Raw genomic sequence first — 14,737 nt, forward strand, 5'->3', positions numbered from 1 at the left:
TTGAAAAACATAGGTATTGGTAACGAGCCGCAGGAGGCTTGCAAAGAGGGAATAAAATGGATCGCCCAAATACAGTGACAACCTTGGCAACAGGATTGATCCGCATTATCGCACCGAACCCTTCAAAGATGACCTACTGGGGCACCAATACCTATATTTTAGGGAATGGCGCAGAGCGCGTTCTGGTTGATCCTGGCCCCGACGATTTGGATCATCTGCGCAGATGCCTTGAAGCGCTGCCCCAACATGCGCGTATCTCGCATATTCTAGTGACACATGCGCATAAAGATCACAGCGCGGGCGCGCAGCGCCTGTCCGATCTGTGCTCAGCTCCCACCTATGCCTTTGGCGATTCCTTGGCTGGGCGCATGCAGATCATGATCGATCTGGCAGCATCAGGTCTGGTGGCTGGTGGTGAAGGGGTGGATCTTGATTTCACACCCGATCACCTGCTGCACGACTCCGAAGTTTTGCAAACTCCAGCGGGGCCGATCACAGCCCTGCACACGCCAGGCCATATGGGAAACCATCTGTGTTTCGCTTGGAACGGTCACATTTTAACAGGGGATTTAATCATGGGATGGTCCAGTTCTCTGATTTCACCACCTGATGGGGATGCAGCTGCATTTCGCGAAAGCTGTAAAAAACTGTTGAAAAGATCCGATCTTTCGCTGCTTCCCGCCCATGGTGCCCCTGTCCCTGATGGAGCCAGCCGCATCACCGCCCTGCTGAAACACCGCGCGCATCGCGAGAACCAAATCATCGAAGCGCTTGCAAACGGCCCCCTAGATCTGCCGCAGCTTACTGAACGCGTTTATGGCGCAGTTGATTCTTTTACTTTTCAAGCAGCACAGCGTAATACCTTTGCCCACCTCATTGATTTAGCACAACAATCAAGGGTGACGGCCCATCCCCATCTGCACGAAACCGCTGAATTCAGGGCTGTTTTAAAGAAAGTGAAAGAAAATTAGAATTTTGTCGTAAATTCCTCTTGCGGCCCCCAAACCCCATAGCTATACAGCCCTCACATTCCGGCGTAGCTCAGCGGTAGAGCAGTTGACTGTTAATCAATTTGTCGTAGGTTCGATCCCTACCGCCGGAGCCAAAGTTTTCAAAGGGTTAGCTGATATCAGCTAGCCCTTTTTGGTTTTTGGATATCCTCTGGGGGAACACAAACCTCACAATATCGACAAGCCCTTATTTGCGTATTTTCTGCGAAGACGACGAAGGGAACGATTATACTGTAATCGTATGGCAGCACTTTGTTTCTCAAGGCTACCATACAGGCGTCACGTCGCCGAAGCCGTCGAGAAAAACATTTGAGCTTTTTGATGCAAGCGAGGGAAAGGAACGAAACCCCGCCTGCATGTTTAATTTACGATATTCAGTTTTCTGGCGCAAAATTGACCAGTTGCGCGGCCTTGTCCAAGTCAACGCCGCTTTCTTTCGCCAGTGCCATAGCCCAAACAATCTGAGCCATCGCCCTTGCACGCCCACCAGCATCAAACCGCGACGGGTCCACTCAACCTCTGCCCCTTATCTTTTCCGCTTGCCGCAGCATTTCTGTAAAGACCGATACTTTTGCGGCGCGGAATTTTGCCGCAGGAAGCACCGCGTAAATCCCCCCCTCGGGAAGTTGCCACGCGGGCAATACCTGCATCAGCGCGCCCGAGGTCAGACGATCACGCACCAGATAGTCAGGCAGAATAGCCAAACCTGCGCCTTGCTCAACGGCGGACATGATCGCGGGGGCGCTGTCGATTGAAAGCTCGCTTTGCATGGCAACGGGGACGGTTTCGCCAGCGGCGTTTTCGAACAGCCAGTGCAGCGGGTCGGACAGCGCCGTATTAGCGACGAAAGGCGCCGTGGCGAGATCGCTGGGGTGTTGAATGTGATCGAACCGACCCGACATGTCGCCCGCGCCGACGAGACACTGCCGGAACCCACCCAGTTTGCGCGCCGAGAGGCCAGAATCGCGCAGCCACCCGACCCGAATGGTCAAATCAAGCCCGCCCGCCATGAGATCCCTGTGATCATCGCCGAGATATAGCTCGACCTGACATTCGGGGTATTGGTGTCGGAACGCCGCAACAAGCGGTGCCACGATCGCCGTACCGTAATCATTCGGGGCGGTCATGCGCAATGTGCCCATCGGCTGCTCTGAGAGTTGCGACAATTCGCTGAAGGCTTCTTCCGCCTCGTTCAGGATCGACGCGCAGCGTGTGTAAAACAGTTTGCCTGCCTCGGTGGCGCTGACCTTGCGCGTGTTGCGCACGAGCAGAGCTGTTTGCAGTTCCTGCTCCAACTGCGTCACTTGGCTGCTGACCACGGCCTTTGTCACGCCAAGGCGGTCTGCGGCATTGGTGAAGGAGCCGGTTTCGACAACGGCCGCGAAATAGGCCAGACGGTTCAGGTTGTGTGATTTAGCCATGATCAGATTGTATACCCTTGGCATACACTGTGTCAAAATTGTTTATCTTATCATTGGCAATTGATGCCCCTATATAGGGCCCAAGGAGACAGACCATGACACAGAAAACGACACTGCATTACCTTTTTGATCCGCTGTGCGGCTGGTGCTACGGCGCTTCGGCGACCATTGGCACACTTGCGGCCGATGCCGAGATCGACCTTCAGCCACATGCGACAGGACTGTTCGCCGGCAGCGGCGCGCGTCCGATGAAAAGCTTCGCAGCGCAAGCTTGGGCAAACGATCAGCGCATCGCCGCATTAAGCGGTCGACCGTTCACCGAAGCCTATCGCCGCGATGTTCTGGGGGCTGACGATGCGTCTTTGGACTCCACGGTTGCGACTCTTGCAGTAACGGCGGTGGCTGACAGCAGCCCTGATCGCGTGATCGAGGCGCTCTCTGCCATTCAATCGGCACGCTATGTGGATGGCAAGGATGTGACCTCCTCTGAGGTCGTCGCAGGCTTGCTGGCCGACCTTGAGCTTGCCGATGCCGCCAAGCGTGTTTTGACACCTGACACCAGCCTCGTTGAACTGGTCCAAACCCGTATGGCAGAGGCCCGCAAGTTGATGATGGCGTTTAACCTGCAAGGCGTTCCCGCCCTCATTGCCGAGGTCGATGGCACCCGCCGCGGGCTGGACTCAAGCACCCTATATTCTGGTCCCGATGCGGTACGCGCCGCACTCGGACTGGCCTGAACCCACTTTACCGAAAGGACAAGACAATGAATCGTAGAGACATTCTAAAACTTTCCACCGCAGCCGCAGCTGCTGCCCTGATCGCGCCCAAACTCTCATTTGCGGATGAAAACGGCCTCACTTGGACGCATTTCCCTGCTGGCGAAAACGGCTTTTACCGTGCGCCCGTTTTGATTGAAGGCGCAAACGAGGCCGTGCTGATCGACGGCGGCTTCACCCTGCCCGATGGTCGCGCCTTGGCCGAAGAAATCAAGGCGACAGGCAAAACGCTGACAACCATCTACATCAGCCAAAGCGATCCTGATTTCTATTTCAGCCTGCGCCCGATCGTCGAAGCCTTCCCCGAGGCCCGCGTCATCGCAGCCAGCGAGACAATCGCGGCCATCAACGCCAATGTGGCCAAAAAGGTCGAAACATGGGGGCCGCAACTTGGCGAAAACGGCCCTGCGACTGTGGCAGAGGTAATCATTCCCGAGGCCGACGACAGCACGACTTTGACAGTGGATGGCCACGACATCGAGATCGTTCCTGCTGATGGGCTGGCGAACCGTCGCTATCTTTGGGTCGAAGACCTACAGGCTGTGTTCGGTGGGGTTATGGTCTTTTCCGGCACCCATGTCTGGACTGCCGACACCCCCACCAAAGAACAGCGCGCTGCATGGATCGCCAACCTTGATGCTATCATCGCTCGCAATCCGAAGGTTGTCGTGCCTGGCCACATGACGCTGGACGCGCCGATGGGCCTTGCTGCGGTGGAATTCACCAAAGAGTATCTTCTGGCCATCGACGAAGAGCTGGCCACCGCCGAAACTGCGGCAGATCTGCACGCGGCGATGACAGCCCGTTACCCCGATTTGGGGATGAGCGTCGCATTGGATGTCGGCGCCAAGGTTCTCACCGGCGAGATGGAATGGGGCTGATCCGCGCCTGATCCCTTTCGCGGCACTTGCCGCAGATAAACACCGTTAAACGAGAGCGGCCAAGCTATCTTGGCCGCTCTCGTGTCGTTTTCGGCACGCCCCCTTGAGATCGCAAAAGACGGCAGAGCCTGCGAAGGATGTGTCGAAACACCCACAGCAGGCCTTCGGGTTAATTCATTGTACTTGGGAGCCAAAGTGACAGGACTGGGAATGCGACCAAGATAACGATTTTTACAAAGTCAGCGATCACAAAGGGCAGCACCCCACGCATGACAGTCCCGAGACCCTCCTCTGGATCAATGCTTTTGAGAATGAACAAGTTCATTCCAAATGGCGGCGTAATCATGCCTGTTTCAACCACAACAAGCATCAAAACGCCCCAAAACAGCATATCATAGCCCAAATCCAGAATAATCGGCGTCACCACGGGCAAGGTTATGATCATCACGGCGAAACTATCCATAACTGACCCAAGGAGCAGGTAAATACAGATCAAGACCATCAGTATAACCACAGGTCGAGCATCAATGCTCGCGATCCATCCCGCAACAAGGTCGGGCGCGCCCGTCAGATTGACGCTAAAGGCAAAGATCAAGCCGCCAAAGACAAGCGCATAAATCATTGCGACAGTCGTTGTGGTTTCTCCAAAAACAGACAAAAGACTTGCCCGCGTGAGCCGCCCGCGAAACAAGGCCAATGCAAAGGCCGCAACAGCGCCCACAGCTGCACTTTCTGTGACCGTAAACAGCCCCCCGTAGAGACCACCAATCACGATTGCGAACAGCCCCATGACAGGCAAGGCGGTGACAACTGCGTCCCAAATTTCACGACCTGATGCGCCTGCGGATTTGGGGGCTGCCTCTGCATTAAGTGTTACAATGCAAAAGATAACTGCGAAATACAGCACCAAGGCAAGGATCGCTGGAAGCAATGCCGCAATAAACAGGGCGCCGATCGATTCTTGGGTGAGCAGAGCGAACAGAATGATGACGCCAGAAGGCGGCACCAAAGCCCCCAAGGTACCGCCTGCTGCGACAGTGGCGGTGGACAGGGTTGGTGCATAGCCCAGCTTTTTCATTTCTGGCAAGGCCATGCGTCCAAATGTGGCCGAGGTCACAAGCGAGTTGCCCGAAACAGCGCCAAACCCTGCACAAGCTGCAACCGTTGCATAGGCAAGCCCTCCGCGAAAGCGCCCTAAAAGCGCATCCCCCAGACGGAACAGATCAGACGAGATGCCCGAGATAACGGCAAAGGCGCCCATGATCAAAAACAATGGCAAAGTCGCGACCTGCGGGTTCAGCAAAAAGGTAATCGCTTCGCTGGTCATCGTGTCGACAGAGGCCGCTCCGCCGACAACTGGCATGGCTCCGACAACGCCCAACCCTGCGGTCACGGTTGCCAATGGCAATTGGGCAAAGACACCGAGCCACAACAGGGCAAATCCGCACAACACGGCCGCGCTCGGATGCAGCAAAACAAAGTTCGTCACAGCCCCCATATTGGTGGCCATAAGAAAGCTCAGCATGCCCATGCTCACCGCCAAAATAGTTAAAAGTGCAATCACTGCGAGATGGGTTTTGCGCCCTTCCCGCCCGATGGCGCGGGCTTGTTGGACCGCGACATAGATAGCCGTTATTTGCACAAGAGCGCCTGCAAACATCGCCAATGCAACAGCGAAGTAAACGGGATGCAGCGGCAACCGCAAGAGCATTGTAAAGCTGCCCTGCGCCACTTTTTGCAGCCCAATGCCCCATGCGCTGACCCCGATCACACCGAAGAACACAAGCAATGAAACCGCGCTGATCACATTCAACCATGCATTCACACGGGGGGATGTCAGATGGGCCAGCAGATCAAGTCGCAGGTTCACATTATACGCGGCCCCCGCGGGAATTGTCGCCGCAACAGCGATGGCGAAGACGATGGATAATATTTCGTTCAAGGCAAAGATGGATTGCCCAAGGAGCCAACGCATAAGCACATCGACCACAATCGTCATCGCACCAAGCAAAACACTAGCGATTGCGAGGATCGATATAACCCCAGTGACCCTGCGTGCGCGCTGCGCGACCACAGGGACAGACTGTGACGATGCAAACATGTTTACTTCTCCCATTTAATTAGATTACCAACTTATAGGTAAATTAATATTTGACGCAACAAATATGTGCATCTGCGGACTCTGCGCAGGCGCCATGACGTAGAAACGGACCCTGCACGTGACGAAATCAAAAGACGAAACACCGCGCGACGCGCGCCCGAAAATGGCAGTGCCGCAAGCTACAAAAGCCCCCGATCTTGAGAAGATCACGCTTGGCGAAGACCAAGGCTCAGGCCAGATATGGGAAACCTTTATGGGGAACTTGATTGCCCGAAATGTGCAAACGGCGATCTTGTATCCGTTTCGTCCGCCACAAGATAAAGACAACGGAAAATCAGTCATCGTCTTGCCGGGTGGAGGATACAAATTCCTCTCGATGGAGCATGAGGGATTTAAGGCTGCACGCGCCCTTTGCGACCTAGGGTTCACCGCCTATGTCCTCGCTTATCGCACGGTGCCGACCGCTGTGTCATCCGATGCCTTTTTTGAGGATATGGTTGCGGGTTTCAAATTGCTTGGCAGTACGCCACCACCAGAAAACCCACTGGCAGTCACGGATCTGGACCATGCGATTGCAGCTGTGCGCGGATTAAACCGCAGCGCGCCCATTGGGGTTCTTGGCTTTTCTGCAGGGGCGCGTACGGCCATTCGTTGGCTTGAGCAATGCAGCTCAGACGCCGCCATTGAACAAGTGGCTTTGATCTATCCAGCTATGGCGAAAATGCAAAACGTGGCGATTTCGCCAGACATTTTCGTCGCCATCGCGCAGGACGACCCTGTTTTTAAAGCCCATAGATTTGCGCTTATTGACGGATTGCTGAACGCAGGTATCAGCGTCGACTTTCATCTGTTCGATAAAGGTGGGCACGGCTTTGGCATGTCCTCAACTGGCACCACCGCAAGCGCTTGGTTTGAGGCCTATCAAAACTGGCTTTCGACACGTCCCTAAAAGGGTGCCGCCCCCGTCATGGGACCAAAAGCCGTTGTTTTGTTTGCTCAAGAAAGACGTCAAAAATAGACTTGGCCCGACAGGTGTCAGGCATGCGGGTCCACCAAAGCTGCAAGCCCTCCATCATCGCAAGGATCGAGATTGCTTCGTCTTGACAATCGACATCACTGCGGATGATGCCTTGGCGTTGCAAACTGCTTAGATCTGTAGACAGCGATGACAGGATTTTCTCGTTCCTCAGCTTGAACCACGCGTGGGCGGGATGCGTATCTGACTGTGCCTCGGCTGAGAGCATTCTGAAAAGCTGTGTCATTTGCGCCCCGACAGTCAAATCACGCGCCATAAGCTGTGCCAGCGTTTCGAAAATCTTATGCGGATCACGATCAGGGTTTTGGCTGAACATCTCAGCGTCACGATCTTCGAGAACGGCCAAAAGCAAGCCAATTTTGCTTGGGAAATAGTGGGTCAGACCTGGAAGTGTCATGCCCACCGCAGTGGCGACGGACGCAAATGAGGTTTTATTGAATCCCTGCATTGCGAACAGCTTCGCAGCTTCTGACAGGATGCGCGCAATCTTTGCATCGGCGTCATCTGCGCGGGGGCGCCCACGTGCTCTTTTTGATTGCGATGCCATGTCTGCCCGTTCCCTTGCTGTCGTTTCAAGAGTTTATCATCAAACGTCGCTGCACATCCAGAGCGATTCAGAGGTTTCGCCGAAGAGCTTCAAAACGGGTCTTGTATTTAAATTACCTACTGATAGGTTAATTAATTATCACAACTTGAGACGCCCCATTATGTGAGCGGCTTTGACACATTCAGAAAGGCACTTCATGCACGACACCCTCATCGCAGGTTTTGCACAGCCACCATTCTCGCTAGATCAATCCGCGCAAAAATGGGTGACAGACACGTTCGAAACCTTGCAGAACGTCCAAAAGGCACGGTTGTTGTTCTCGCAAATGACGATGGGCCCAGTGCTTGATCTTGAAGAACTCGCCGCCGTACAGCCAGGGTTCATTACCCGTATGGGCAGCGGAGAGGCCGAAGATGAGTTGCAGCAACTTGAGAAACTGAATGCGCTCTTGGATATCCCTGTTGGCTATTGCGCTGATCTCGAAGGGTCGATGACCGTCCAAAGCGGATCAACGCCTGCACCCAACCCTATGGCGCTGGCTGCTGCGAACGATCCCGCGCTGACAAAAAGGGCTGTGCGCGCTTTGGCCAGTGAGGCACGCGGCTTCGGTATCCGCTGGAGTTTCACCCCTGCGATTGATCTGAACATTGCGTTTCGCTCTGCCGTTGTTGGCACCCGCAGCTACGGATCAGATCAAGAGACGGTCCAAGCCCAAGGCTTGGCGACACTTGCGGGGCTGACAGAAGCAGGCATTGCCGCCACCGTGAAACACTGGCCAGGCGAGGCAACAGACCAGCGTGACCAGCACCTTGTTACAACGATCAACGATCTTAGCTTTGCCGACTGGCAAGCCTCTTTTGGCACCATGTACCGCGCGGCGATTGATGCAGGCGCAATGACTGTGATGTCCGCGCATATCGCCTTGCCGTCCTATATGAAGGATGTGGTCGGCGTGTCAGGGCCAGAGGCCTTTTTGCCAGCATCACTCAATGTCCACTTGAACGAAGGCCTGCTGCGCGACACGTTGGGATTTAAAGGTCTGATCGTATCGGACGCGACCCCGATGGCTGGCATGTCTGGGGTATACCCGCGCAGCGAACTGGTGGTGAACGCGTTGATGGCAGGCTGTGATGTGCTTCTTGGCGCACAGGGGCTGGAACAAGATGCCGATTTTATTCTTGCTGGTTTGGCCGATGGTCGCGTCACCCAAGACCGTTTGGACACTGCGATTTTGCGTCAGCTTGCGATGAAGGCAGCGCTTGGGTTGCACATCCGGCCCAATGCAGGTGCGCCCGAACAGATCGACACCCAACCCATTCACGAGGTGATGAAAAAGGCGCCCACACTGGTCAAGGCCCGTGACGGCCTGCTTCCGATCACACCTGAGCGTTATAAGCGGATCTACGTGGTCTCACGCGGGGTCGGGTTTCCGCCCGCATCCTCCACAGAGCCCCTGCCCCTCGCCTTCAAAGGCATGATGAAAGAGGCTGGCTTTGAGGTTGTTGAACACATATGGGGCACGCCCGTCGATCCAACAGGATGCGATCTGTTGCTTTATGTTTACGCGGAAGAAACCTTGTTAACGCGTGGCACGATCACCAATGAATGGGGCGCGATGAACGGCAATTTCGTATCCGCCATGTCACGCCATTGGCACGATACGCCGACATTTATGATTTCGTTTGGCTGGCCCTATCACATGTACGAAGCCCCTGGCGTTTGGGGCTATGCCAACGCCTACATGAGCCATCCAGCCATGCAATCGATTATGCTCGACGCGATGATGGGCAAGCAGGCGTTTGAAGGCACCTCGCCCATCGATCCGTTTTGCGGAATCGATCCCGACTATTTCGATTTGCCCATTGGCAATAGAAAACATGCGAAATCAAGACTTTAGAAACGAAGGCCATGGCCCAAAAGCTTGCGGGCCATGCCATCCACCAGCCGGACATAAAAACAACGATCTGGCCATTTAAACCGCACTTGGGAGGAAACCATGCGATCCGAGATGAAACTGACGACCTTAGCGGCTTTGACAGCGCTCACAACAACCACAGCAACCGCAGAAACGCTGATTTTTGGGACAGGAAACCCCGCTGGCGGCGTCGCGAATGAATACCTGTTGCAACCTTGGATCGACAAGGTTCAAGCGGAAAGTGGTGATGCGCTGACACTTGTGCAGCGTGACGGCCCTGCGCTTGTCAATTCCGTGAATGCGCCTGAACGCGTTGCCAATAACATTGTTCAAATCTCATGGACGATGACTGTGTTTGATCCGGGCCGTTTTACCAAATCACTTGTGGCCACCACCCCGTTTTTCGATGTCTCTGCTTCAGCGGCTACGGGCGTGTTCTGCCAGATGTACGAAGAAGGTCTGTTTGGCGACGAATACGATGCATTCCAACCGCTGTATTTCATCCCCTTCCCACAGAACTATATCCACACCAAAGAAGGCCCGCTCAACTCTCTTGAGGATCTCGCTGGCAAAAAAATTATGGTCGAAAGCCCACCTGCGGCTGAACTGATCGGTGGGTTTGGCGCGACACCTCTTTCAATCAACCTATTGGATCAATATCAGGCGCTGCAACGCAACACGGCTGACGGCACTGTTATTACTTACACAGCACTTCCAGCGTTCAAACTGGACGAAGTGACAAACTACCACCTTGAGTTCCCGCTTGGCAGTGCCATGGGCATGGTCTTCATGGATAAGGCGCGCTACGACGCCTTGTCGGATGAAGCAAAAGCCGTGCTTGACGCCAATTCGGGCTGTGACGTCAGCCGCGAAGCGGGCGCACGTGTTGATGAATGGGCCGACAGCGTTCGCGTATCGCTTGAAGATGCAGGACACAGCGTGGTTGCAACCCCAGCGGAAGACGTAGCAGCGCTTCGCGAAAAATTCTTGCAGCCAAGCGTTGAAATGTTTGCGCAATTTGTTGAAGGCGGCGCACCTATCATCGAACGTTGGGTTGAGCTGAGCATGGAAGCGGAAGCCGCTGAAAAGTAAGACCATTACAACAGCCAAAAGCCGGTGGGATGATACGCACCGGCTCTTGGCTCCGCGATATCTGTCATGGGGCAACAAGATGTCCAAATCTAAAACCGATTTATGGACAAGCGGGATCATTGGGCGCAGGCTTCCCAGCAGGCGACATGATGCAATCTCCAAACCACAGTGCGCCTGCATTGCCTTTTGGCACGCACAGTACTCAGAAAGCACAAAGCGCGCCTATTGATCAGCTAAAGCATCCCAGTGTGGCGCCCAATAGGCCGAGGCCTCCCCAACTCATCCCTTACGCCTCAGGCGCTTTATGGTTTTTACAAATCAGTGGTCTTTTAATCCCTGTCCCGTATCGGTCCAATTCACTAAGACGTGTTGTGTCAACAAGTGACTTAGATGTTCAAAAATTGTACATTTGCGCAATCACCCGACGGAAACTTGGGGGTCGCACGTTGAACCTATACTTGAAACGACCAAAGAGCATCTCAATGACCAATTCTAATTTCACGCGTCGTGGTATCCTTGCTTGGGCCCTAGGCGCTTTGGGCCTGTCGGCTGCTGGACGCTCAGCACTTGCAGCCGCACCTACGCCATCCGCAACCGAAGGCCCCTTTTACCCCACTCAGCCCATGCGCAGGGCTGATGTCGACAATGATTTGGTTAAGATCATGGGTAAGGTTCATGAAGCTGGTGGCGAGGTTTTTACACTTAGAGGCCGCGTGATGGATGCAGATGGCCAACCGCTCAACGGCATGCGGATCGAGATTTGGCAATGCGACATGAACGGTAAATATCTGCACCCTGGAGACAGTCAAAACATCGACTTTGATGCGGCTTTTCAAGGCTTCGGCCATGACATCACTGGCACGGATGGGTCTTACGAATTTCGCACAATTAAGCCTGTGACCTACCCTGGCCGCACGCCTCACATACACGTCAAGGTCTTTGACGGCGAGACAGAAATCTTGACCAGTCAGTTCTATATCGACGGGCATCCAGCAAACGATCGTGACCGAATTTTTGGCAGGCTTTCACAAAGCGAAGCGAAAGCTGTGTCGATGGTTTTCACCCAAGTTGAAGATCGAACAGAAGCGCAAGTCGATGTTATCCTGCCCACTGCCTAAGGCGGCTCAGGGGGCACGAAATCAGAATTTGACAACGATAAAAAACAGCACGCGTCCCTTTTCAGTGAAAGGGACGCCGCGCCTATTTCAACCCTGCGATATCAGCCACAGAGCGCTGCAATAACAATGTCCGCTCTGCAAGGCTGTTCCAACCATGGTCGGCATCAGCGTAGCGATATAGGGTTGCATTTTGATCCCAAATCTTCGCGTAGCGCTCAGCGTATTTCATAGGAACAACAGCATCAGCTGCGCCTTGGTGGATCTTTACAGGGCCTTGAAAGGCCTCCAACCCAGCAAAAGGGTCAAACGACTTGGCGGTTTGTACAAAGGGCAATCCAAGCGCCTGTCCATTGTGATCGAAAAGGCCAGTCTCATAGAGCGGGTCCAAGGATTTCCCCTGAATTTCGTTATTCTTGATATCATCGACAAAAACAGCCGCAGCCGCCCAGAGTGTCAGACTTGCGACATCACCTGCGCGTTGCGCCGCAAGGCAAGCGGTTTCCATCCCTCCAAGCGAGTGGCCCAAAAGATGAACCTGCCCTGCCCCCTCTGCCTTGATAAAATCCAGCATGGCGTTCAATTGCGCCAATTCATCAGGCACGGTGATATCCTGAAACCGCCCGTCGCTTTCGCCGTGTCCTAAACGGTCGAACGCATAGACGGTGCAACCCGCTTGCGTCAGGCCACGTGCCAGATCGACAAATGCGCGTCCCACGCCTGTTCGTGTTACGCCGAAAGCATGGTTGATCAAAACGCGCGCCCCGCCAGAGTGCAAAGCAGGGTAACGCACGCCTGAAATGCGCTGGCCTTTGTGATCAAGATGGATGGCGGCCGGCTGTGACATTGCAAAGCTCCGTGTTCAAGACATTTGGTAACCGATTTGACGGCAACCATTCTGCATGTGTTGTGACAGATAGCCCGCAACATGGATTTTTAAAGACCCTCTCTGTCGCGCAAGGGGGAACAGTATGCGTGCTATTCAGGGCATGTTCTAGGCAGATACGGATTGCGCATAGGATCGAGTGGATCAAAACGCATCCCTTTTTTTGACCAGTTGTATAGTTGAAACTGCCCGTCATTTTGCGTCACAAGGATGGCATGATAATCCCAAATATAATGGCCATTCGAACTGGTGTTTTGAGAGGCAACCTCAGGCAAGCGCATCTGCCATATCGAGCGTAATTCTGTCGTATAGTCCCCTTGGGTGGGCATCAAAATACAAGCGATCTCACTGGGGCTTTGCACCCCGCGATGGAAATACATCCCAAGCGCAGCGCCCCATGACCACACAGCAGCCAGCATGAGCATCAGCCCACCTGCGCCAATGGGCGCAAAACGGCGGGATCTGCGCGAAATAATAGCCCCGATCATCAAAAGATAGCCCGCAAAGCCAAGGACAAAAAACAGCAAGATGCCAGCATTCGCAGATCTGCCCTCTGCCCATGTCATCACCGTCAAAAGCCCGCCGATCATGCAGGTCGCAACGGCCGTAGCGACGGTGGTTTTTGCGGGCCAGACGCGGCTATTTTCGGATTTTCGAACCATCTGCGCCATAGCCAGCCCCAAAACGCAACAGGCCGCAATCATGATTGCGCCTCTTTCAGGCGATGTTGGAAACCAACTGCTGATCCAAATCAGCAAGACCACAAAGGGCGCGAAGATTTTCAAACTGACCTACCTCCCAAGTGCGGCCTGCGCGCGCCGCTAATAAGATGCGTTGACAAAATATATGTTGTCCACGCGGTTATTTTGCCCAAAGTCGATCACCATGGTCCATTCGGGATCAGACACTGCATTATCCATACAAACATGTGACGCAAAACTGGACGCAGTGGCCGTATAGCCGTTGGGCACAGTCCCCAAAAGGCGGATGACTTCGCCGCGTGTCAAACCCACGCGCAACCCAGATGGCATTTTCCAATCGGGGGATGTGGTGGACAAGGCCACCACGGTCTCTTGGAAAATGTCCACCTCAAGTCCAACCAGCGTCATGCGATCTATGGCCTGACCGCGCCCCATGGGATCGGCATCAATGGCCTCTGGGGATCCAAGTTTGCCGAGCACTCTCAAGGAATCGCCCATGCGCACGCCCCCCAGACTAAATTCGGTCGCAGGCAGACAATATTCGCGGGGATCAACGCTGGGGTTTGCGCGTAAAATCGAAGTGGGCCTGGGCTGAATATCTTGCGACACCCATGTGAACGAATAGGAATCCCACGCAAGACCCGCGGCTTGTTTAAGATCATGAAGACCGCCGCCAAAGCCGTAACTCACCGTGTCTGGGACACATTCAAGACTGGCTGCGGGCACACCGCTTTCTGTCACCTCAACCCAACCAAAGCGCCTGATATCGCTTTGCATGTCTTCTTCAGAAAAGGGACGATCAAAACCACCGCCAACATTATAGGCATAATCGCCGTTGTAGAATGTGATGTTTTCATGGATCGATATGCCCGATCCTGACCAAGGTTTATAATCAACGCGCTCAATGGTTTCTGACAGGACTAACTCAGCAGGTCCGCCGGTTGGTCCATAGCTATAGGTTGCGATGTGGTCATCGAAACACACGAAAACTTCGGTATCGCGGCCTTCAATTTGACAAGAGGTAAAGACCTCTTGCCCCTGTGCGCAGCCTGCTTGCGCCTCGCCGGCCAGCACGACGGCCCAAAACAATAGATACAGACCAAAGCTTTGTCTCAATCCCCTGCCCTCATTCACCGATCAACCTCTCACTTTGGCCAATGATGATTGCCTTGGAAATGAAAGTCTACAGTTTAAAGACCTGCTTAAAAATCTGCACCGTGGCGCTATCGAAAAGCTGTCTCTCGATACCTCAAGAG

General features: G+C 54.1%; 13 protein-coding genes and 1 tRNA gene. 8 read left to right on the top strand and 6 right to left on the bottom strand.

The genetic code is table 11. From position 1 onward, the window contains the following. Positions 1-56: 56 nt before the first annotated feature. Both EDD53_RS03465 and EDD53_RS03470 read left to right on the top strand, forming a co-directional pair. Entirely contained in the window at positions 57-971 is a 915-nt protein-coding gene (locus EDD53_RS03465; RefSeq protein ID WP_123791790.1) for an MBL fold metallo-hydrolase, read from the top strand. Between the two features lie 59 nt (positions 972-1,030). After that, positions 1,031-1,105: transfer RNA gene (locus EDD53_RS03470), tRNA-Asn, on the top strand. A gap of 417 nt (positions 1,106-1,522) precedes the next feature. On the opposite strand, the gene EDD53_RS03475 is transcribed toward EDD53_RS03470, so the two are convergent. Next, positions 1,523-2,431: a LysR family transcriptional regulator gene (locus EDD53_RS03475; RefSeq protein ID WP_123791791.1), complete on the bottom strand. Its 909-nt coding sequence runs from the start codon at positions 2,429-2,431 to the stop codon at positions 1,523-1,525. 95 nt (positions 2,432-2,526) lie between these two features. Between EDD53_RS03475 and EDD53_RS03480 the strand changes: the two genes are divergently transcribed. Both EDD53_RS03480 and EDD53_RS03485 read left to right on the top strand, forming a co-directional pair. After that, complete coding sequence (locus tag EDD53_RS03480; RefSeq protein ID WP_123791792.1) at positions 2,527-3,168, top strand: DsbA family protein; 642 nt, start codon at positions 2,527-2,529, stop codon at positions 3,166-3,168. A gap of 26 nt (positions 3,169-3,194) precedes the next feature. Then, positions 3,195-4,088, top strand: coding sequence for an MBL fold metallo-hydrolase (locus EDD53_RS03485; protein WP_123791793.1), 894 nt, complete (start codon positions 3,195-3,197; stop codon positions 4,086-4,088). Positions 4,089-4,257: 169 nt separating this feature from the next. Here EDD53_RS03485 and EDD53_RS03490 read toward each other — a convergent pair whose 3' ends face one another. Further along, entirely contained in the window at positions 4,258-6,189 is a 1,932-nt protein-coding gene (locus tag EDD53_RS03490) for a TRAP transporter large permease (RefSeq protein ID WP_170162670.1), read from the bottom strand. A 118-nt stretch (positions 6,190-6,307) separates the two neighbouring features. On the opposite strand from EDD53_RS03490, the gene EDD53_RS03495 reads away from it, so the two are divergent. After that, on the top strand, positions 6,308-7,138 hold the full coding sequence (locus tag EDD53_RS03495; protein ID WP_123791795.1) for an alpha/beta hydrolase: 831 nt from the start codon (positions 6,308-6,310) through the stop codon (positions 7,136-7,138). 16 nt (positions 7,139-7,154) lie between these two features. Here the strand turns inward: EDD53_RS03495 and EDD53_RS03500 are convergent, their stop codons facing one another. Continuing rightward, positions 7,155-7,772 (bottom strand): TetR/AcrR family transcriptional regulator, encoded by a 618-nt coding sequence (locus EDD53_RS03500; RefSeq protein WP_123791796.1) that lies wholly within the window; start codon positions 7,770-7,772, stop codon positions 7,155-7,157. Between the two features lie 196 nt (positions 7,773-7,968). On the opposite strand from EDD53_RS03500, the gene EDD53_RS03505 reads away from it, so the two are divergent. The 3 genes from EDD53_RS03505 (at position 7,969) to EDD53_RS03515 (ending at position 11,897) form a co-directional block, all read left to right on the top strand. Then, positions 7,969-9,669 carry a glycoside hydrolase family 3 protein gene (locus tag EDD53_RS03505; RefSeq protein WP_123791797.1) on the top strand — a complete coding sequence of 567 codons (1,701 nt, stop codon included), beginning with the start codon at positions 7,969-7,971 and terminating at the stop codon, positions 9,667-9,669. 99 nt (positions 9,670-9,768) lie between these two features. After that, complete coding sequence (locus EDD53_RS03510) at positions 9,769-10,779, top strand: TRAP transporter substrate-binding protein (RefSeq protein ID WP_123791798.1); 1,011 nt, start codon at positions 9,769-9,771, stop codon at positions 10,777-10,779. 482 nt (positions 10,780-11,261) lie between these two features. After that, positions 11,262-11,897 (top strand): dioxygenase family protein, encoded by a 636-nt coding sequence (locus tag EDD53_RS03515; protein WP_123791799.1) that lies wholly within the window; start codon positions 11,262-11,264, stop codon positions 11,895-11,897. Between the two features lie 82 nt (positions 11,898-11,979). On the opposite strand, the gene EDD53_RS03520 is transcribed toward EDD53_RS03515, so the two are convergent. The 3 genes from EDD53_RS03520 to EDD53_RS03530 form a co-directional block, all read right to left on the bottom strand. Next, positions 11,980-12,741, bottom strand: coding sequence for an alpha/beta hydrolase (locus EDD53_RS03520; RefSeq protein WP_123791800.1), 762 nt, complete (start codon positions 12,739-12,741; stop codon positions 11,980-11,982). A gap of 131 nt (positions 12,742-12,872) precedes the next feature. After that, complete coding sequence (locus EDD53_RS03525; protein ID WP_123791801.1) at positions 12,873-13,565, bottom strand: hypothetical protein; 693 nt, start codon at positions 13,563-13,565, stop codon at positions 12,873-12,875. A gap of 36 nt (positions 13,566-13,601) precedes the next feature. Next, positions 13,602-14,597: a hypothetical protein gene (locus tag EDD53_RS03530; RefSeq protein WP_123791802.1), complete on the bottom strand. Its 996-nt coding sequence runs from the start codon at positions 14,595-14,597 to the stop codon at positions 13,602-13,604. Positions 14,598-14,737 lie beyond the last annotated feature (140 nt).

The organism is Pacificibacter maritimus, from assembly GCF_003814915.1.
Lineage (GTDB): Bacteria > Pseudomonadota > Alphaproteobacteria > Rhodobacterales > Rhodobacteraceae > Celeribacter > Celeribacter maritimus.